General features: G+C 72.9%; 17 protein-coding genes and 1 pseudogene. 10 read left to right on the plus strand and 8 right to left on the minus strand.

Features of this window, described 5'->3' with window-relative positions; genetic code table 11:
• The first annotated feature begins 4 nt into the window (after positions 1 to 4).
• Positions 5 to 709, plus strand: a complete 705-nt coding sequence (locus tag IF19_RS0125325; protein WP_372340721.1) for an urease accessory protein UreD — start codon at positions 5 to 7, stop codon at positions 707 to 709.
• A gap of 25 nt (positions 710 to 734) precedes the next feature.
• On the opposite strand, the gene IF19_RS0125330 is transcribed toward IF19_RS0125325, so the two are convergent.
• The 6 genes from IF19_RS0125330 to IF19_RS0125355 form a co-directional block, all read right to left on the minus strand.
• Positions 735 to 1,910 carry a hypothetical protein gene (locus tag IF19_RS0125330; protein WP_030276987.1) on the minus strand — a complete coding sequence of 392 codons (1,176 nt, stop codon included), beginning with the start codon at positions 1,908 to 1,910 and terminating at the stop codon, positions 735 to 737.
• Positions 1,911 to 1,958: 48 nt separating this feature from the next.
• Positions 1,959 to 3,218 (minus strand): sugar ABC transporter permease, encoded by a 1,260-nt coding sequence (locus IF19_RS0125335; protein WP_234313230.1) that lies wholly within the window; start codon positions 3,216 to 3,218, stop codon positions 1,959 to 1,961.
• Entirely contained in the window at positions 3,215 to 4,081 is an 867-nt protein-coding gene (locus tag IF19_RS0125340) for an ATP-binding cassette domain-containing protein (protein WP_030116138.1), read from the minus strand. Before IF19_RS0125340 ends, IF19_RS0125335 begins: the two co-directional genes overlap by 4 nt.
• 92 nt (positions 4,082 to 4,173) lie before the next feature.
• Positions 4,174 to 5,256 (minus strand): substrate-binding domain-containing protein, encoded by a 1,083-nt coding sequence (locus IF19_RS0125345; RefSeq protein ID WP_030116137.1) that lies wholly within the window; start codon positions 5,254 to 5,256, stop codon positions 4,174 to 4,176.
• Between the two features lie 120 nt (positions 5,257 to 5,376).
• Complete coding sequence (locus tag IF19_RS0125350; protein WP_030276989.1) at positions 5,377 to 6,834, minus strand: FGGY-family carbohydrate kinase; 1,458 nt, start codon at positions 6,832 to 6,834, stop codon at positions 5,377 to 5,379.
• Positions 6,835 to 6,941: 107 nt separating this feature from the next.
• The gene (locus IF19_RS0125355) at positions 6,942 to 7,991 is read right to left on the minus strand and encodes a 2-hydroxyacid dehydrogenase (protein ID WP_030120621.1); all 1,050 of its coding nucleotides are present in this window, start codon (positions 7,989 to 7,991) and stop codon (positions 6,942 to 6,944) included.
• Positions 7,992 to 8,227: 236 nt separating this feature from the next.
• Here IF19_RS0125355 and IF19_RS0125360 point away from each other — a divergent pair, with 236 nt between their 5' ends.
• The 3 genes from IF19_RS0125360 (at position 8,228) to IF19_RS0125370 (ending at position 11,265) form a co-directional block, all read left to right on the plus strand.
• Positions 8,228 to 8,881 carry a histidine phosphatase family protein gene (locus IF19_RS0125360; protein ID WP_030116132.1) on the plus strand — a complete coding sequence of 218 codons (654 nt, stop codon included), beginning with the start codon at positions 8,228 to 8,230 and terminating at the stop codon, positions 8,879 to 8,881.
• A 5-nt stretch (positions 8,882 to 8,886) separates the two neighbouring features.
• Positions 8,887 to 9,660 (plus strand): DeoR/GlpR family DNA-binding transcription regulator, encoded by a 774-nt coding sequence (locus IF19_RS0125365; protein WP_030116131.1) that lies wholly within the window; start codon positions 8,887 to 8,889, stop codon positions 9,658 to 9,660.
• A gap of 126 nt (positions 9,661 to 9,786) precedes the next feature.
• Positions 9,787 to 11,265: an FGGY-family carbohydrate kinase gene (locus IF19_RS0125370; RefSeq protein WP_030116130.1), complete on the plus strand. Its 1,479-nt coding sequence runs from the start codon at positions 9,787 to 9,789 to the stop codon at positions 11,263 to 11,265.
• A gap of 136 nt (positions 11,266 to 11,401) precedes the next feature.
• Here IF19_RS0125370 and IF19_RS0125375 read toward each other — a convergent pair whose 3' ends face one another.
• On the minus strand, positions 11,402 to 11,941 hold the full coding sequence (locus tag IF19_RS0125375; RefSeq protein WP_030116129.1) for a protein-tyrosine-phosphatase: 540 nt from the start codon (positions 11,939 to 11,941) through the stop codon (positions 11,402 to 11,404).
• Positions 11,942 to 12,225: 284 nt separating this feature from the next.
• Here IF19_RS0125375 and IF19_RS0125380 point away from each other — a divergent pair, with 284 nt between their 5' ends.
• The 4 genes from IF19_RS0125380 (at position 12,226) to IF19_RS0125395 (ending at position 14,735) form a co-directional block, all read left to right on the plus strand.
• Positions 12,226 to 13,332 carry a M23 family metallopeptidase gene (locus IF19_RS0125380; RefSeq protein WP_030276991.1) on the plus strand — a complete coding sequence of 369 codons (1,107 nt, stop codon included), beginning with the start codon at positions 12,226 to 12,228 and terminating at the stop codon, positions 13,330 to 13,332.
• Positions 13,333 to 13,551: 219 nt separating this feature from the next.
• Complete coding sequence (locus IF19_RS0125385; RefSeq protein WP_030116126.1) at positions 13,552 to 13,848, plus strand: hypothetical protein; 297 nt, start codon at positions 13,552 to 13,554, stop codon at positions 13,846 to 13,848.
• 287 nt (positions 13,849 to 14,135) lie between these two features.
• Entirely contained in the window at positions 14,136 to 14,393 is a 258-nt protein-coding gene (locus tag IF19_RS0125390) for a hypothetical protein (protein ID WP_030116125.1), read from the plus strand.
• A 12-nt stretch (positions 14,394 to 14,405) separates the two neighbouring features.
• The gene (locus tag IF19_RS0125395; RefSeq protein ID WP_030116124.1) at positions 14,406 to 14,735 is read left to right on the plus strand and encodes a hypothetical protein; all 330 of its coding nucleotides are present in this window, start codon (positions 14,406 to 14,408) and stop codon (positions 14,733 to 14,735) included.
• Between the two features lie 114 nt (positions 14,736 to 14,849).
• Here IF19_RS0125395 and IF19_RS0125400 read toward each other — a convergent pair whose 3' ends face one another.
• Complete coding sequence (locus IF19_RS0125400) at positions 14,850 to 16,355, minus strand: right-handed parallel beta-helix repeat-containing protein (protein ID WP_223872432.1); 1,506 nt, start codon at positions 16,353 to 16,355, stop codon at positions 14,850 to 14,852.
• 242 nt (positions 16,356 to 16,597) lie between these two features.
• On the opposite strand from IF19_RS0125400, the pseudogene IF19_RS1000000138455 reads away from it, so the two are divergent.
• A pseudogene (locus tag IF19_RS1000000138455) lies at positions 16,598 to 16,756 on the plus strand (DeoR family transcriptional regulator); the annotation flags it as partial.
• Positions 16,757 to 16,834: 78 nt separating this feature from the next.
• Positions 16,835 to 17,671 (plus strand): substrate-binding domain-containing protein, encoded by an 837-nt coding sequence (locus tag IF19_RS0125405; RefSeq protein WP_234313237.1) that lies wholly within the window; start codon positions 16,835 to 16,837, stop codon positions 17,669 to 17,671.
• The last annotated feature ends 55 nt before the right edge of the window (positions 17,672 to 17,726 follow it).

The raw sequence follows: 17,726 nt of genomic DNA on the forward strand, positions 1-17,726 counted from the left end.
CGCCGTGGAGCGGGACGCCTCGGGCCGTCACCTCGCCCGCGAGCTGACCCCCGGAGCGTTTCTCGCCCCCCGGCCCCTGCTGCCCTGCCCGGACCGCATGCGGATCGCGCTCGTCGGCACCCGGGCGGGCCTCCTGGCCGGCGACGACCTGCGGCTGCACATCACGGTCGGGCCGGGCGCCCGCCTCGAACTGGTCGAACCCTCCGGCCTGGTGGCGTACGACCACCGGGGCGGAGCGTCCGCCTGGCGGGCTGTCGTCCACATCGCGGCGGGGGGCCGGCTGGACTGGGACGGGCAGCCCTTCGTGATCGCGCACGGGGCCCGGGTCGACCGCACGACCGAGGTGACGCTCGCGCCCGGCGCCCGCATGCTCTGGCGCGACACCCTCGTCCTGGGGCGCTCCGGTGAACGCGGCGGCGCGGTGCGAGCCAGGACCCGGGCAGTGCACGACGGCCGGGAACTGCTCGTCGAGGACCTCGACCTGACCGACCCCGGTCTGCGCGAACTGCCCGGCGTCCTCGGACCGAACCGGGTCGTCGGCTCCGTCACCGCCCTCGGCGTCCGCCCGCCCGGACCGCCCCACCCCTACCGGACGGACCTCGCCGGCCCCGGGGCCCAGGTCCGGCTGGTGGACACCGGGGCGCCGGAGATGGAAGCGGACCTGTCAGCCCTGTACGAGCGGTGGCGTACGGAGACCGGACCCGGCTGACGTCCTCGCGGGGACCGGGCGCGGCTCACCGGCCGGCCCCCGACGCCGTGGACGCCTCGGCGAAGGGGTCCGGTGTGGCCCCCGTCCACCGCCGCAGCACGGCCCGCCCGGTCTGCAACGTAGTTCCACCGGAGTCGACCGTTCCGGCTTCGGCCACGTAGAAGCGTCCGTCGTCCAGCGAGACCAGGCCGTACTGGCCCCCCGACTCGTACCCGTACACACCGGACGGGCCGTGGTGCAGACCGCGCGGAAGCAGGGAGACGATCCGGCCGGTCTCCGGGCGCGGCTGCCCGCGCACCACACCCCGGCGGGCCGGCTTCGACCCGTCCACCACATAGAGGGAGTAGTTGGGGAAGGCCGCCTTCCCGCCCCGGTAGACCGCCATCAGCCAGTTGCCGCTGTACCCGTCGTACTCCAGGTTCTGCACCCCGTACCGGGTGTTGCCGGTGTACACGAAGAACTTGCCGTCCGGGGAGCGGGGGCCGCTGGTGTGCGACGCGCCCTCGCCGAGCGGGCGCTCGTACCTCGCCCAGTCGCGCACGTCGTACTGGAGCAGCACCTGGTGGTCGTTGTCGGTGCGGGCGGTGTTGGCGTAGACCCCGTAGGCGACGGTGAGGCGGCTGCCCCCGCGCCCTTCGAGGTCGGGGCCGAAGGCGATCCCGTCGATCCCGCTGCAGCCGTAGCGGTGGTCGGCGGTGCCGGCGGTGTCGCCGTCGAAGACGCCGTCACCGTCCATGTCCGCGGTGTAGTCCCGCACGACCTCCCTCAGATGAACCGTGGAGACGACCCCGGCGGTCCGGGCGTCCATGTTCATCCGGGTGATCCGCGAACCGTCGAAGACCGCGATGTAGAACGCCTGGGCGGCCTTGTACTCCAGGGAGCCGTAGACCCGGCCGTCACGCGGGTCGACGTCCAGATCGCCCAGGTGCCCGGTGAACCCGGTCACCGAGCCGACGGGCCGGCCCGCCAGATCGGTCTTCACCAGCAGATCGGTGAACGAGAAGTACATATGGCCCGTGCTCCGGTCGATCGCCGTGCCCTGGAGGTGTCCGGACTTCCAGGCCCCGCCGTCCACGGAGGCGGGCGGCGACGGCACACGGGCACGGGCATGGGCGCCGCCCCCGCCCGCGACGAAGAGGCCCGACGCGACGACGGCGGACAGGAACAGGGCGAGGAAGCGGGCGTGTGGGCGGCTTCGCATGAGGCCTCCGGGATCGTGGTGGTCCTGCGGTGGACGGTGCCTGGCGCCTCAGGCCCTGCCGTGCGAGACCCGCGACCGCCGGGCCACGGCGTCCAGCGACACCGCCAGCAGCAATACCCCGCCGGTGACCATGAAGCGGTACGCGGAGTCGAGATTCAGCAGAGTGAGGCCGCTGGAGATCGACTGAATGACGAGAACACCGAGCAGAGCCGCGAACGCGGAGCCCCGCCCGCCGAACAGACTGGTGCCTCCGATGACCGCAGCGGCGATCGCGTTGAGGTTGACGTCGCCGCCCCCACTGCTCTGATTGGCGGCCGCCAGGCGGGCGGCGGACAGCATCCCGCCGAGACAGGCGAGCGTCGCACAGAGCACGAACGCGGTGGTCAGGACCGCCCTCACCTTCACCCCCGCGCGCCGGGCGGCCTCCCTGCCGCCGCCGACCGCGTACATCGACCTGCCGAACGACGTGCGGGACAGGACGTAGTGCAGCGCCAGGACCAGGGCGAGGAAGAACACGAACATCCAGCCCACCCCGCGGTCCCGGTTCAGATACCAGACCGCAGCGCCGAGACCGGCCAGCAACGCCAGGCTCCGTCCGGCGAGGAACTGGCGGGAGGCGGCGTCCAGACCGGCCCGACGGCGCTCCCCGGCCCGCGCGGCGCCGGTCGCGTACAGCGCCGCCGCTCCCACGACGACCAGCGTGTACGCCGCCCACGGCGGAAGGAACTGGAGCTGCGCGAAGGTCACGAGACCCGAGTCGAAGGGCAGGTTGATCGACCCCTTCGGCCCCAGCAGCCACAACTGCACGCCGAGGAAGCCGAGCAGACCGCCGAGGGTGATGACGAAACTGGGCACCCCGATCCGGTGGTGGACCTGGGCGTAGAGCCAGCCGATCACCCCCGCCAGCGCCAGGGCGGCTCCAGCGGCGACCCAGGCCGGCAGCCCCCGGTCCACGAAGAGGACGGCCAGCACGGCTGCCCCGAGCCCGCTGACCGAGCCGACCGACAGGTCGATCTGGCCGACGAGCAGGACGCAGACGACGCCCAGCGCGATGATGCCGGAGGGCACGCTCTCCAGGGCGAGGTTCGTGAGATTGGCGCTCGACAGGAACACCGGATTGAGGATCTGCATCACGACCCAGATCACGACGAGCCCGGCGAGGACGGGCAGCAGGCCGAGTTCGCCGCCGCGCAGCCGTCCGGACACCGCCCGCCGGCGGTCGCGCACCGCCCCGGAACCCCGCCCCGGCACCTTGCGCGCCCCACCCCCGGCTCCGTCCTGGTCCGCGGCAACGGCCGGTTTTGTCATGACGCCTCCCCCTCACGCGTCGCCTCCGCCGTACCGGCCGCGCTCCCGCCCCGGCTCCGTCCGGGGCGGCGGACGACCAGGTCGTCCGTGGCCCCCGTGATGGCCGCCACCAGGTCCGCCGCCGTCGTCCCGACGGCGTCGAAGACCCCGTTGTTGCGGCCGAGCCGCAGGACGGCCACGGTGTCCGCGACCGCCCGCACGTCGGCCATGTCGTGGCTGACCATGAGGATGCCGAGGCCCCGCTCCCTCAGCCGCTCGATCAGACGGAGCACCTCCGCGGTCTGGGCCACGCCCAGCGCGGCGGTCGGCTCGTCGAGGATGATCACCTTGGGATCGCCCAGCAGGCTCCGCGCGATCGCCACGGTCTGCCGCTGGCCGCCGGAGAGCGCCGCCACCGGGGTGCGCACCGAGGGGATCTTCGCCGACAACTCCCCGAGCAGGGCGCGCGAGCGGACCTCCATGGCCACCTCGTCGAGCCGCAGCCTCCGCATCTCCCGGCCGAGGAACAGGTTCTCCACCACGTTCAGGTTCTCGCACAGGGCGAGGTCCTGGAACACCGTCGCGATGCCGAGCCGCTGGGCGGCACCGGGGGAGGGGACCGTGACCGCCCTGCCGTCGAACCGAACCGTTCCGGCGTCGGGCCGGTGCACTCCGGAGAGCACCTTGACGAGGGTGGACTTGCCCGCGCCGTTGTCGCCCACGAGGGCGACGACCTCTCCGGCGGCGACGTCGAGAGCGACATCGGTGAGCGCGGCGACGGCGCCGAACGACTTGCTGATCCCGCGCAGCGAGAGCAGCGGCTCACGGGGCGTTGCGCGGACGGAGGGCGCCCCCGGCGGGGAGGGTGAGGACTCAGCGGACATGACCGGCCTTCCACGGGGCGGGCTGGGGAGGATGCGGTCCGCGAACGTCCCCCGCACCGAGGGGCGTTCGGCGGATGTGGACCTGACGCTCCCTAACCGACGCCGGCCTCGGCGCAGGCGGCGGCGTACGTCGCCGTGCACACCTCGGAGGTCTTGAGCGGCTTCCCGTCGCCCACCAGGACCTCCCCGATGTTCTCGCGGGTGACCACGGTCGGAGTGAAGAGCTCGGACGGGGTGCCGAAGAGCGTGGTCCTGCCCCGGGGCTTCTCCCCCCGGGCGAAGGCGTGGGCCGCGGTGGCCGCGGCTTCCGCGACGGTCCTGATCGGCTTCGAGATGGTGTTGTACTGATCGCCCTTGATGATCCGCTGGGCGGCGGCGAGTTCGGCGTCGTTCCCGGTGACCGGCGGCACCTCGACGCCCGCGGCCTTGAAGGCGGCGACGGAACCGCCGCCCGTGCCGTCGTTGGCGGCGACCACCCCGGCGATCCTCCCCGGGAACTTGCTGATCTGGCCGCTGACCCAGCTCTGCGCCTTCCCCGGCTCCCAGGCGGGCGTGTCGTACTCCGCGAGCAGCGCGAAACCGCTGGAGTCGACTGCGCTGTGGACGCCCTTCTTGATCAGCCCCGCCGCCGCGTCGGTCGGTGAGCCGTTGACCTGAAGGAGGCCGCCCTTCGCCTTGGTCGCCCTCAGGTGCTCCACCAGGGAGGCTCCGATCATGGCTCCGATCTTCTCGTTGTCGAAGGAGACGTAGTAATCGGCCTTGACCGCCGGTATCGGCCGGTCGTACGCGATGACCGGCACTCCACGCCCTTGGGCCGTACGCACCGTGCTCGCCGCCGCGGCGGAGTCCACCGGGTCGATCACGATGACGTCGGCACCCTGCGCCAGAGCGGAGTCGGCCTGCTGCTGTTGCTTCGCGGCGTCGCCGCCCGCGTTCTGGTACAGCACCTCGCAACCACCGCAGAGGTCCCGCACCTTGGCCTTGAAGAGGGGCGCGTCGTACAGCTCGTACCGGGTGGAGGCGATATCGGGCATCAGGAACGCGATCTTCGCGTCCCGCGACGATCCGCCGCCGCTCGATCCGCCCGGCGCCTTCGTCGTGCAGGCGGCGGCGGAGACGATCACCGCCATCGTGGACAGGGCCGCGGCAAGTGATCTGACAGAGCGTGGGGTCACTGGAATCTCCCGGTCTTCAGGCGGAGAGAGCCCTCCTCCGCCTCAAATTAACAGCGACCGTGTTAGGAGTGTCAATGGTCCTGTCACAAGTAACAGGAGGCGCGGGCCAGGGAGCCCCGGCTACCGCGCCCGGCCGCCCCACCCGGCCCGAGCCGTCGTCAACTCGGCCCGGTAGCGCGCGTATCCGTCCTCGTACAGCGCCCGCAGGTCCGCACGCGGTTCGACCACCCGGTGGCGCCCCTGCGTCGCCCGGTACCCCGGGTCCAGCGACGCCCTGGCGACCGTCACCACGCCGAGCGCCCCGACCTGCTCCTCCGACGGGATGCGGACCGGCCGGCCGAGCACGTCCGCCATCAGCCGGGCCCACATCACCGACCGCGTGCCACCGCCGCACAGGGCGAGGGTGCCGCTCAGCCCCGCCGTGTCCAGGCAGTGCCGGGCCGCGTAGCCGATGGCCTCGCAGACGGCGCGCACCGCGTCCGCCCGCCCGGTCGCCAGGCTGAGCCCGTCGAGCCTGCCCCGGGCCGACGGCTCGACGAAGGGAGCCCGCTCGCCCGCCTCCGAGAGGAAGGGCAGAGCGCGCGCCCCCCGGGCGCCGGGCGGGCTCTCGGTGAGCAGGGCGTCCACGTCGGCGGTGGTCGCGCCGACCAGGGCGAGCACCCACTCCAGCGCCGCCGTCCCCACCATGGCGGGCATGGCGCGCAGCCACCGGCAGGGGTCAGGCGTGCACAGCCACATCCCGGCCGGCTCGGCCGCCGGGTCCAGATCCACCCGGTCCGTGAGCACCTGGCTCGCGAGCGTCGTGCCGAGGATGAGGACCCCGTCGCCCACCTCGCGCACCCCGCTGCCGATCGCACAGGCCGGCAGGTCGTACGGCCCCGCCACGACGGGCAGCCCCTCCGGCAGCCCCAGCAGCCCGGCGCCCCGCCCGTCCAGCCCGAGCACCGTCCCGGGAGCGGCGGGAGCCGGCAGCAACTCGGCACGGCCCTCCACCCCGCACGCCGCCAGCGCCTCGGGGGCGTAGCGGCGGGTACGCGGGTCCAGGAACGGCAACGTCGCGTCGGAGGCATCCAGACAGACCCGGCCGGTGAGGTGCTGGGCCACGGCGTCCACGCAGTACCCGGCGACGGCCGCCCGGTCCAGCGCCTCGGGCTCGTGCTCCTGGAGCCAGTGCAGCAGCGGGCCGTGACACCCCGGGAACATGCCGGAACCGGTGTGCGCGTACGCGGCCCCGACCGTGCCGTCCGCCAGCCACCGCGTCACCAGCTCCGCGGCCCGCGCGTCCATCCAGGAGATCGCCGGCCGCACCGGGCGGCCCCGCTCGTCCCGCAGCCACAGACCGTCCCCCTGCCCGGTGAGCGCCACCGCGTCCGGCATCCCGCCGATCGCTCCGGCGACCTCCCGCACCACCTCCCCGACACCGGCCACGACGTCGTCCAGGTCCTGCTCGACCCGCCCGCCCGACAGCATCGCGACGTGCGAGCGGCGGACGGCGGCGGCTCGCGCACCACCCTCTTCGTCGAACGCCACGGCCTTGGTGACCGACGTCCCGATGTCCACACCGATGATGGTGCCCACGCCTGTGCCTCCCGTATGAGCCGAGGGATTCCCGGCCGCCGACTGCCGCCGGCAGGACCGGTCGGCCGTTCGAGGGGGTGCTCGACCGTCCCGCCCGCGCGGAACGGTCAGACACCCCCTCGGACGGCCGGGTTCGCCAGGTGGAACAACTCCTCCCCGCGCAGGAACCGGCCGACCTCGGCCGCGGTGATGGCCGCCGCGCGGTGGGCCGTCTGCCGGGTCGCCCCGGCGAGATGAGGGGTGGTGATCACGTTCGGCACGCCGTGCAGCGGCCAGTCGTCGGGCAGCGGCTCGACGTCGTACACATCGAGGGCCAGCGCGCCGAGACGGCCGTCGCGCAGCATCTGCGGCAACGGCGCGTGGTCGAGGAGCCCGCCGCGCGCGGAGTTCACCAGGACCGCGCCGCGGGGCAGCAGGGCGAGGCGGCGGGCATCCAGCAGGTGACGGGTCTCCTCGGTCAGCCGGGCATGCAGGCTCACTACCCGACTACGGCTCAGGAGGTCGTCGAGCCCGACCGGTTCGACCCCGTCCGCCCGGACCGCCGCGGGATCGGCGTACGGGTCGGCCGCGAGGACGTGAGCCCCGAAGGCGCGCATCACCCGTGCCACGATGCGGCCGATCGCACCGTAACCGACGAGCCCGACCGTGGACCCGCCGAGCTCGCCCCCGCTCTCCTCGTACGCGTACAGATCCCCCCGCCACACGCCCCGCTTCAGCTCCGCGTCCGCCGTGCCGATCCGCCGTGCGGCGGCCAGCATCAGCCCGACGGCGAACTCCGCCGCCGCGGGCGCGTTGCGGCCGGGGGCGAAGCTGACCCGCACGCCGTGGCGGGTGGCGGCGGCCAGGTCCACGTTGACCGGCCCGCCCCGCGACACGGCCACGAGCCGCAGCTCCGGCGAGGCGGCGAACACCCGCTCGGTGAACGGGGCCATCTGCGTGACACAGACGGCCGCCCCTTCCAGGGCCTCGACCAGCCCGTCCTCCGTACCGCTCGCCTCACGGACCCCGCCGACCGGCCCGAAGGGTTCATGGGGCCAGGGCAGGGTCAGCTCACCGAACTCCGGAAGCTCGCCCCCCGTGCCCGACAGCTCCTGGCTCACCGCCGCGCGGATCAGCTCCGGACGGACGAAGTGGTCGCCTGCGGCGAGAATGCGCATGACGTCGGAACCCTTCCGCGAGAAGAGCGAGCAGGGCGGCGCGCCGAACAGGGCACCGCCTGATCCGAGCCGCGAGGGCCGGGAACCCGGGTGTGAAAACTCTGTTAGATTCAACAGTGCCCGCGTAAATTTAACAGCGCCCGCGTGAACCGGCAATGCGCTCGGCGCACTCGGCGTGTACGACAGACACGGACCGCGCCCCGCTCCACCAGCCCCGTTCCCGGAAGGCCCACCGCATGACCGCCCGTCTCCTGCTGGTCCGGCACGGCGAGACCGCATGGCACGCCGAGAACCGCTACGCCGGGGTCACCGACGTCGCCCTGACGCCCCGGGGCCTCGACCAGGCAGCCGACCTCGGAGCCTGGGCGGCCCGCCGCGGCGCGGTCGCGGTCGCCGCCTCGCCGCTCAGTCGCGCCCGGCTGACGGCAGCCCCCGCGGCGGCCGCGCTGGGGCTGGATGTCGACGTCCTAGAAGGGCTGCGGGAAGTCGGCTTCGGATGGGGCGAGGGCCGGACCGTCGAGGAGATGGCCGCGGAGGACCCCGAAGCCGTACGCAGGTTCCGCGAGGACGCGGACTCCGGCGCCTTCCCCGGCTCGGAACCCGTCGCGGACGCCGCGGCCCGCGCCACCGCCGCCCTTCGCGACCTCGCCCGCCGCCACCGGGACGGCACGGTGCTCGTCGTCGCGCACAACACCCTGCTGCGCATCGCCCTGTGCGACCTGCTCGGACTGCCCCTCGGCCGCTACCGGCACGTCTTCCCGCGCCTGGACAACGGGGCCGTGACGGAGATCGAGATCCGCGACACGGGAACGGCGCTCCGCTCGCTCAACGTGCCCACCACCACGACGCCCCCCGCCGCCTCGTCCGGGCCCGCCCCTGCGGGAGACTGACCCCCATGACCAAGAGATCCGCCGAAGAGCGGCGACGGCTCATCGCCGACCACGTCGTGGAGCAGGGCACGGTCACGGGCGCCGAACTCGCCGGGCTGACGGGCGTCAGCCTGATGACCGTCCACCGCGACCTCGACGACCTCGCACGCCAAGGGGTGCTGCGCCGTTTCCGGGGCGGCGCCTCCGCCCTCCCCTCCACGGTGTTCGAGTCCAGCCTCGACTACCGCCTCGGCGTCCACACGGCCGAGAAGAACGCCGTCGCGCACGCCGCCGCGGCGCTGGTGGAGCCCGGCATGTCGGTGATGCTCGACGACTCCACCACGGTCCTGGCCATGGCCCGTCTGCTGGTCGATCTCGCCCCGCTCACCGTGGTCACCAACGCCCGCAGGGTCCTCGACGTCTTCGCGGGATGCGAGGACATACGCCTGATCGCGCTCGGCGGCGAGTACTCACGCACCCACGACTCCTTCCTCGGCATGCCCTGCGTCGAGGCGGTCCAGGCGCTCTCCGTCGACCTCGTCGCGGTCTCGACCTCCGCGCTCGACGCCAGATCGGCCTACCACCAGGAACAGGACGTGGTGCTGGTCAAACGCGCGATGCTCACGTCGGCGGCGACCAAGGTGATGCTCATGGACCACACCAAGCTCGCCCGGACCGCCCTGCACCGGGTCGGCCCCGTCGGCGACCTGGACCACCTCGTCGTGGACGACGGAGCCGACCCCGAACTGCTCGGCAGACTCCGCGAACGGACCCGGGTGACGGTGGCCGCCGCGCGCTGAGCCCCGACCCGCCCCGTCCTCCCGTGATGGAACGCGTGTTAATTTCACATCTGCGCGGCCCTCGCGACCGACTGCCGTGCGATCACCGGACACGCGGGGCCCGCCCCGCCGGGAAGGACGCGTCCCATGAGCAGCGCTCCCCGCCGCACCGCGGTCACGTCCCCGGCCGTGATCGGCGTCGACGTGGCGACCGCGTCCGTCCGCGCGGTCTGTGTGGACGGACGGGGACGGGTCCTCGCCGAGGCGCGGGAGGACCTGCCGGTCCCGGTACGCACCGCCCCGGGAGCCAGCGAGCAGGACGCCCGCACCTGGTGGCCCGCCGTGCGCTCCGCACTGCGCCGCACCACGGCCGCACTGCCCCGGGGCGGCCGCGAGGTGGCCGCCGTGGCCGTGTCCGCCACCTCCGGGACCATCGTGCCGACCGGAGCCGACGGCGCCCCGCTCGGCCCGGCCCTGATGTACGACGACCGGCGCGCAGCCGACCTCAACGCCGAGGCCCAACGGGCGGGCAGCGCCCGCTGGGACGCGCTCGGCCACTCGGTGGGACCCACCGCCGCGCTCGGCCGGGCCGTCTGGTGCCTGCGGACGTACGGCGCCGCCCTGAGCCGCGTCCTGCACACCCCCGAGGTCATCGGCCGCGAACTGACCGGCCACCCCGTGCCCGTGGACTGGAGCCACGCCCTCAAGACCGGCTACGACGCCCGCACCGAGCAGTGGCCGCACGAGGTCCTCGACGCCCTCGGCCTCCCGACCGCACTCCTGTCCGACGTACGTGCCCCCGCCACCGAGGCCGGCACCGTCGGCCCCCGGGCGGCCGAGGCCACCGGACTGCCCGAGGGATGCTCCGTACGCCTGGGCATGACGGACGGCTGCGCGGGTCAGATCGCCACCGGGGCGGTCGAGCCCGGCCGGTTCGTGGGTGTGCTCGGCACCACGTACGTCCTCAAAGGGGTGTCCGAGCAACTGGTCCGCGACCCGGCCGGGGCGTTCTACAGCCACCGCCACCCCGAGGGCTGGTGGCTGCCCGGCGGCGCGTCCAACACCGGAGGGGAGTGCTTGGCCGAGGTGCCACCGGACCGCCTGCCCGCGCTGGACGCCGCGGCGGAGGCCCGGGGCCCCGCGTCGTATGTGCGCTACCCGCTGCGCCGCGACGGCGAACGGTTCCCCTTCGTCTCCGGACCGGCCCGGGGATTTCGCCTCGGTGCTCCCCGCGACGAGGCCGACGCCCATCGGGCAGCGCTCGAAGGGGTCGCCTTCGTCGAGCGCCTGGCGTTGGAACGGGTCGGGCGCCTGGGGGTCGCGGTGCGCGGCCCCCTGCACGCCGCCGGCGGCGGAAGCCGCAGCTCCGTGTGGACCGCGATCCGGGCCACCGTGCTGGACCGTCCGGTCCGCGTGGCGGAACGCGCCGAGACCGCCTTCGGCGCTGCGCTCCTCGCCGCGACCGGAACCCTCCACGAGAACCTCGCGGCGAGCGCCGCAGCCATGGCGGGCGGTGGCGCCCTGATCGAACCGGTGGCGGCCGAACGCCCGGCACTGGACGACGCGTACGGCCGCTTCACCGAGGAGCTGCGCACCCGGGGATGGCTCCCCGACGGACCACGCTGACGCCGCGCAGCCGGCCGCCACCTACCCGCCGCGCAGCCGGCCGCCACCTACCCGCCGCGCAGCCGCCCGCCCGCCCGCCTGCCCGCGGAGGCGGCGCCCCCGGAATCGGGCCGGGCTCAGCCCGGGGAACCGGGCCTCAACGGGACGAGACCGCGCTGCCGTCGTCCCGTACGTCCTTCTCGAGAAGGGTGAACGACTTGACCGAGCCGTCCGGTTGCGGTTTGCCCTCCTTGGTCCCGACAGCACGGTAACCGGCGGCGAGGTAGTACGCGTTGAGCCGTGCGTTGCCCGCCAGGCAGTCCAGCCGCACCAGGCCGCGCCCGGTGGCGGCCACGCGCTGCTCCGCAGCCCGCAGAAGCCGGCGACCGGTCCCCGGCGGAACGTCCGCGTGGGCCACCATCAGCCGGTGCACATACCCGGCGGCCGAGGCCCGCGGCCCCCAGGCGTCCTCGTCCTCCCACCACAACTCCCAGGCGCCGACCACACCGACCGTGCTCTCCCCGAGCCACACCTCGCCGATCTCCGACACCCTTCGGAAGTGCTCCACGCCCAGCTCGCCCGGCTGCCACTGACCCGTGACACCCCGCGCCAGCATCCAGCGGGCGGCAGCGTCCCGCAGTCGTACGACACAGGGGAGGTCGCCCTCGGAAGCGAGGCGGAAGCGCAGATCGTCCACGGCGCGATCCTCGCACGGACGTCCGCCCATGGATCGGCCGATTCCTGGGGAAGGGGTGGCACGGCGAAGCAGGTGAGCCCCGGCCCTTCTCGACGGTAACTCACTTGATATCAAAGCCAGTTGCTCTGTTGTGATGGTGCGGCGCCCCGCCTAGTCTATGCGCATAGAACTTGAACGTGGCATGACATTCACCTGTTCTTGTCCTTCGTGCGGCATGGTCACGCCCGCCATGTTCTCGCCCCTGCCGGTCCGGCAGGCCCTCATGTTCGGAAGGGACACCACCCATGCTCTCCACACTGTCTGTGAGAACCGCAGTCGCCGCCCTCGCCGTCACCGGGCTCCTCGTCGCCGTACCCCAGGCGACGGCGGCTCCCCGGGACGCCGGCGCGCCGACCGCCGGAGCGGTCGCGGACGCCGCCCCGTCGCCGTCCGACGGCGTCACCGTGAAGATGTCGCCCGCCGCCGCCGACGACCTCGGCGCATCCCGGAAGGCGCTGGTGGACGCCGTATCCACGGACGTCCTGGCCCGGTCCGACGACGCCAAGGGGCTCTCGGCGAAAGCCGCCGTCGCCGAACTCGCCGACGAGGGGCGCAAGGTGGTCGTCGACGTCCGTACCGCCTCGGCCGACTGGGCCCGCGGGGTCGCCTACGTCGAAGCGCCCCGCACGCGCCATGGCGACCCGGAGGGCTGGCTCTACATCGCTCACCGCAAGGACGGGCAGTGGATCGCGGGACTCGAAGGCGACCGCGAGTTCGCCGACCACGTGGCCACGTCGCCGCTGGTCGGCAAGGCGGAGCGACGCGACATGACCGCCTACGCACAGCGCAAGGCGGCACCGGAGCAGGGGAAGCCGTCCGTGGGAGCGGCGGCCGCCAACACCAACGGGCTCCTCCTGCCGTGGATGCCCGACTACTACATGACGCTCACCGGCGGAGCGCACTCCCACACCGGCTCGACCGGCTACTGGAGCAGCCTCGACTTCGCCGGCGGCAACGCCAGCGGCCGGGTCCGTTCGTCCAGGGAGGGCACGGCGACCTCCATGTGCGGCGCCGGCGGCGGGTGGACCCGGGTCATCCACCCCGGCGGCTTCTCGACGGACTACTACCACATGTTCAACACCACGTACTACAACGGCACCTCGATCGGCCGCAGCGCACTGCTGGGCAGCATCGGTACGGACACCTGCGCCGGCGGGGCCGCGACCGGAGCCCACGTCCACTGGAGCCTGCGCACGTACGACGCGAACTACAACGGCCAGTACACCTGGCTCAACGGCCGCACCATCGGCGGCTGGCTGTGGTCGAACGGGTCCGGCCAGTACTCCGGGTGCGCGACCCGACTGGGTGTCACCGCCTGCCCCGGTACGGCGATCTACAACCGCGCCGGCTGACAGGCCCTTCGGCCCGGGCCCGCGAGCCCGGGCCGGAGCCGCGGGCGGTGTCCGGGCGACGCCCCGTCGGTGGAACGGGCCTCCCGCGCCTCGGGCATGAGGAAGGATGGCCGGGTGCCCGGCGGAGCCTCCCGGCGCGCTCGCGAGGCGCACCGGCAGCGCGTACCCGCGGGGCCCGACCGTGACGACCGCACCGGGCCGTGCGCCCGCAGGAGAAGCATGTCCGACCAGGCGCAGCCGCCCTTCATCGACCCGGAGTCCGACTATCCGTGCTGCTGGTTCTGTCCGGCGCTGCGCCTTCCTCGCTCCGGGTTCCTCGTCGCCGACCGTCCCAGCAGGCTCTGGCCGTTCGACGCGGCGGACGGCTACCGGTACACGGTCGATGACCGGACCCCTGTGTGCGTGCATCCGGGCCGGGTCGGTCTGGACGCCGAGCGGACGGCGCCGCTCCTCGCCATCGATCCGCCCGCCGAACCGGCGCCGGCCGGGAAGCGCCGCCTCCGGTGGTGGCGGTAACCCGGCCGAATCTCCCGGTCCTTGAGGCCCCGGCGCCGCACCCTTCCACCCGGTGCGGCGCCGGGGCCTCCCGTAACTCCAGCTCTTTGCACAACAGTTGCCACACCTGTTTCCGCATGCTGGAACAGACCGCCCATATGTCCATATCTATTTAGGTTCAGCGAGTAAATATGTGCTTATATGGCCGACGTGAAGACGCTTTGCTTTCCGGAACATCTGTACCGTGAGCAAGCTCATCAAGGGGAGAACTCACGTTGAAGACGACTTGGCGCGCGGGGAGCGTCGCCATGATCACGGCCGGCGCCGTCCTGTCGGACACGCCGCACCCGGCTGTCGCGGACGGCGACAGGGCGAAGGCGGAACCCGGAGCGGAACAGGCCGTCCGTGTCCTGACGGCCGTGCGTCCGGTGAAGCGTATCGGTGTGAAGAAGACGGCCAACCTGATCCGGACGTACGCCGAGGGCCGCGAACTGACGGCGACGCGTCGCAAGGCGGTCACCGCCCTGCTCGGCATCTCCGCGATCCGGACCGTCCGCACGTTCTAGGAGCCGTCACCCGTGTTCGCTCTCGCAGCGCTGCTGGCGCAGATCGCCGTGATCCTCGTCCACCGGGCGAAGAACCGCACCGGCTCACGGCCCGAGTCCTGCACGCTCCACACCGCTCTGTGCCTCCTCGGCATCACCGCGGGCTGGCTGGCGATCGGCCGGCCGGAGATCACCTGGGCAGACGCCCCGCTGGTCCTCATCAGCGGCCTGCTCATCACCGTCGAGGCGGCCCACGCCACGGTCCGGCTCGGTGCGCCCCGCTGGGCGGACAAGGCGGTGTGCGTCCTGTGCGGAGCCGCCGCGGCGACATGGATGTCCTCCGGCTGGATCCCCGGAACCTGAGAGGGGCGGGGGAGGGGCGACGCCCGTCGGGGCGTCCCGGGCTCCAGCGAGAGCCGCGTGCCCGTCACCGCGTTCGCCGCGGTGGCGGGCACGGGCACGTCACGGGCCCGGGTCCTACAGCCCCGGCCCCTGGTAGGCGCCCCGGTTGGGCTTGGCGGTCGACGAGACCGGGTTGGCCCAGTAGTCGCGTCCGCCGTTGTCGGCGATGACGGCGCCGTTGCCGAGGGCGGGGGAGGTGGACCTCAGCCGGTAGCCGTCGACCGCGTGGATCGAGCTGCCGCCGGTGCCGGGTGCGACGAACCGCGGGTCGTCGGTGATGCCGTTGGCCGTGGGCCGGGGAACGCCCTGGAAGACGTTCCAGCTCCAGGTGATCCCGGCTCCGGTGGGCAGCCGGGAGTCGGTGGTGCCGACGAAGATGTTGTTCTCCACCACACTCCGGGTGGGGAGCTTGACGTCGAACTTCTTGTCCGTGCAGTAGAAGACGTTGTTGTAGAGGTGGAGCGCCGACCGGCCGGCGCTGTTGCTGCTCATCCGGCAGTCGTTCTCGGAGATGTTGTAGCGGATGGTCTGCCGGGCGCCGCCGATGGTTCCGCAGCCGTCGCAGTCGAGGAAGAACCCACCGATGTTGTCGCGGCTGTAGTTGTACTGGATGAGGCAGGTGCCGGTGTTGCCCCAGTCGCAGTCGAACGCCTGGCTGTCGGCGACGGACATCCTGGTGATGTCGTACACGGCGTTCTTCTGGATGGTCGGGTTGTGGTCGCCGAGTACCCAGATCCCGGCGAAGTTGCCTCCGGAGAAGGGGTAGACGCCGTTGCCCACGCCGGAGGCGTCGTTGTACTGGATCATCGGGGCGTCGGCGTAGCTGACGATGATGCCGTCGCCCCCGACGTCCTTGACGGTGTTGCGCTCGACGAGGACGCCGTCGCCCTTGTTGGCCATGGAGCCGGTGCGGATCTTCAGGCCGCCGCCCCCGGTGTTGCTGACGGTGTTGTCGTGCACGTGTACGTCGTCGAGCGTGGAGCCGGCCCCGGTCGCGCCGGTGACGATGCCGCCGGACTGGACGTAGTCCTCCGTGACCGAACCGGTCTTGTCGGTCTGGCCGGCGACACGGTCGATCACCAGGCCGCCGATGTCGAAACCGGTGTGGGCCCTGCCGTCGGTGGCGGAGATGCGCAGTCCCGTGCGGCGGGCGAGGGAGCCGGCCGGGTTGGTGATCTTGATGTCGCTGATCTTCCAGTGGTCCTGGTCGGTCAGCGAGACCGCGTCCGCTGCGCCGCCGCCGTTCAGGACGGGCCGTGCGCCCGTGCCGTAGCGGGTGAGGGTGATGGGCTCGCTCGCCGTGCCGCTGCCCTTCGGGGCCAGCGCGCCCGTGCAGGTGGTACCGGACGCGAGGGCGAGCGTGTCTCCGGGGCCGTAGCTCCCGCTGTTCGCCTGCGCGACGCTGTTGAAGGGGCTGGCCTCGGTGCCGGTCCCGGCGGTGGGCCGTGAGCAGTCGACGTAGGTGGTGGAACCGGCGGCCGTCGCCGACCGGGCCGGCAGGAAGGCCGTGCCGGTGAGCGCGACGGCCGCGGCGAGGAGCAGCCGCCCGGCCGATTTTCTGCGGATGACGCTGATCTCCATGCGAGTACCTCCTGGGTGGGTGGCCCGAAAGTAGGGGTCGCACTTGATCAGGTCAAGAGATTCTCGTCAATCGATCGATCATTGAGTGAATGACCGTCACATGGTCAGCTCCTCGGGGTGTTGCCGGGTATTGCGCATGACTCCGGCACGGGGGTGTGCTGCGTCTGATCGAAATGTCGATCGAATGATACAGTCTGATCGCCGGTGGGTTGGTGGGTGTGATGCGGGATGTGGAGGACGGGATGCGTAGGTCCGCGGAGGAGCGTCGCAGGCTCATCGTGGCGGCGGTCGGTGAGCTGGGGGGCCATGTCCGGTTGTCCGAATTGGCCGGGCGACTGGGCATTCCCGCTGTCACGGTGCGGCGCGATGTGGTGGCGTTGGCGGATGCCGGGCGGATCGTGCGGTCGCACGGTTATGTCTCTCTCGGGCGTGCCGCCCCGGAGGGTCCCCGGCGGGCGGACGGTGCCGCGGGGAGGACCGTGGGGTTGCTGGTGCCGTCCGTCGGTTCGTATTTCGACGAGGTCATCGACGGCGTTCGTACCGCGGCCGCGTCGGCCGGGGCACGGCTGGTCCTCGGTATCGCTCCGTACGGATCGGACGATGACCGGGCCCAGGCCGGGCAACTGGTGGATTCGGGGGCGCAGGGGCTGCTGCTCGCGCCGGGTCTGCTTCCCGGCCAGGCCCCCGAAGCGTGCGGGTGGCTGGATTCCCTGCCGGTGCCCGCCGTGCTCGTGGAGCGGCGCTCGCCGAGTTTCGACGGTCCCGGCTCGCTGCTGGACTCCGTCGGATCAGACCACCGTCACGGGGTGCTGGGGGCGCTGCGGCATTTCGCGAGTCTCGGCCACGAGCGGGTGCTGCTGGCCGCCCGGAGTGATTCGTGGACCGCTGAGGAGGTGCGGGCGGGGTACGCCGAGTCCACGCGTCTGCTGGGGATGGAGCCGCTGCCGGTCCTCGACACGCTCGGGCCTCGGGGGGCGGGCTCCGACCCGGCCCGGCTCGCCGGGCGTATCGCCGAAGCGGCGGCGGCCGGCGTCCGGGCCGTGCTCGTCCACAACGACCAGGACGCCATCCAGCTCCCGCCCCTGCTGCGGGCGCTCGGCCTCACCGTGCCGGACGACATCGCGCTGATCGCCTACGACGACGTGTTCGCGGCGCTGGCCGCCCCGCCGCTGACCGCGGTCGACCCACCGAAGCGGGCGGTGGGCGAAGCGGCGTTCGCCCTGCTGCTGCGGCGGCTCGCGGGCGAGAGCGATCTGCCGGTCCACCGCACGTTGCTGCTGCCCGCCCTGCGCGTGCGTACGTCCTGCGGGGGGTGAGGGGCGGCGTGACCGTTACTCAGCACGTTGCCGCCGTGCCCGCCCTTCGGGTGGG

The sequence above is a fragment of the Streptomyces californicus genome (assembly GCF_000717645.1).
In the GTDB taxonomy this organism is placed as follows: domain Bacteria; phylum Actinomycetota; class Actinomycetes; order Streptomycetales; family Streptomycetaceae; genus Streptomyces; species Streptomyces californicus.

Bases quoted from the DNA above. Each gene is read 5' to 3' on its own strand.
- IF19_RS0125330 (WP_030276987.1), bottom strand. From the start codon at position 1,910: ATGCGAAGCCGCCCACACGCCCGCTTCCTCGCCCTGTTCCTGTCCGCC.
- IF19_RS0125335 (WP_234313230.1), bottom strand. From the start codon at position 3,218: ATGACAAAACCGGCCGTTGCCGCGGACCAGGACGGAGCCGGGGGTGGG.
- IF19_RS0125340 (WP_030116138.1), bottom strand. From the start codon at position 4,081: ATGTCCGCTGAGTCCTCACCCTCCCCGCCGGGGGCGCCCTCCGTCCGC.
- IF19_RS0125355 (WP_030120621.1), bottom strand. From the start codon at position 7,991: ATGCGCATTCTCGCCGCAGGCGACCACTTCGTCCGTCCGGAGCTGATC.
- IF19_RS0125360 (WP_030116132.1), top strand. From the start codon at position 8,228: ATGACCGCCCGTCTCCTGCTGGTCCGGCACGGCGAGACCGCATGGCAC.
- IF19_RS0125365 (WP_030116131.1), top strand. From the start codon at position 8,887: ATGACCAAGAGATCCGCCGAAGAGCGGCGACGGCTCATCGCCGACCAC.
- IF19_RS0125370 (WP_030116130.1), top strand. From the start codon at position 9,787: ATGAGCAGCGCTCCCCGCCGCACCGCGGTCACGTCCCCGGCCGTGATC.
- IF19_RS0125380 (WP_030276991.1), top strand. From the start codon at position 12,226: ATGCTCTCCACACTGTCTGTGAGAACCGCAGTCGCCGCCCTCGCCGTC.
- IF19_RS0125385 (WP_030116126.1), top strand. From the start codon at position 13,552: ATGTCCGACCAGGCGCAGCCGCCCTTCATCGACCCGGAGTCCGACTAT.
- IF19_RS0125390 (WP_030116125.1), top strand. From the start codon at position 14,136: ATGATCACGGCCGGCGCCGTCCTGTCGGACACGCCGCACCCGGCTGTC.
- IF19_RS0125400 (WP_223872432.1), bottom strand. From the start codon at position 16,355: ATGGAGATCAGCGTCATCCGCAGAAAATCGGCCGGGCGGCTGCTCCTC.